This window comes from Peribacillus butanolivorans, assembly GCF_001273755.1.
GTDB lineage: Bacteria > Bacillota > Bacilli > Bacillales > DSM-1321 > Peribacillus > Peribacillus butanolivorans.
The window spans coordinates 1-709 of sequence record NZ_LGYA01000015.1; the positions used below are offsets into that span (position 1 = coordinate 1).

The window sequence follows — 709 nt, forward strand, 5'->3', positions numbered from 1 at the left end:
CACCCGTTAGCCAACCATGCAGCGCACGACCAGCGCTGCACCACAGAGAATGAAAATGGTGGAAAACCGTCCATACTGATTCTATGGCTGGGTGAGGAAGGTCGATGAACTATGGTGCCATTAGAGCCCATCCGTTAGTCTGACTCCAACGACCACGGTGCATCACAGACTGTCGCTCCCTTACGGGAAGCACTCATGGTAGATTAATCCTATTCTGGTTTTTGCACCAGCCTCTAATTTTTTCGCCATAGGAAGGATGGTTTCAATGGAAGTTATCATTGAACGAGTATGCGGAATGGATGTACATAAAGATAACATTACCGCCTGCATTATGACCCCCGAAGGAAAGGAGATTCAAACATTTTCTACAAAAACGGTGTTTTTAATTCAACTGATGGATTGGATTAAATCACATGGTTGCACTCATGTCGCTATGGAGAGCACAGGTGTGTTTTGGAAGCCTATCGTGAACTTAATTGAGGCTGAAGAAATGGAATTTTTAGTTGTTAACGCACAACATATGAAAGCAGTCCCTGGTCGAAAAACAGATGTCAAGGATGCCGAGTGGATCGCTCAACTTCTTCGTCATGGGTTGTTGAAAGCAAGCTTTATCCCTGATCGAAATCAGCGAGAATTACGTGAGCTTGTTCGTTATCGCAGAAGTATTATTGAAGAACGAGCTAGACAGCATAATCGAATTCAAAAGGTC

At 44.1% G+C, this 709-nt stretch carries 1 protein-coding gene; it reads left to right on the top strand.

Going from position 1 to position 709, the window contains the following annotated elements:
* Window positions 1-265 precede the first annotated feature (265 nt).
* Window positions 266-709 (top strand): IS110 family transposase (locus tag AKG34_RS26380; protein WP_152952422.1); only part of this gene is annotated, 444 nt, incomplete at its 3' end.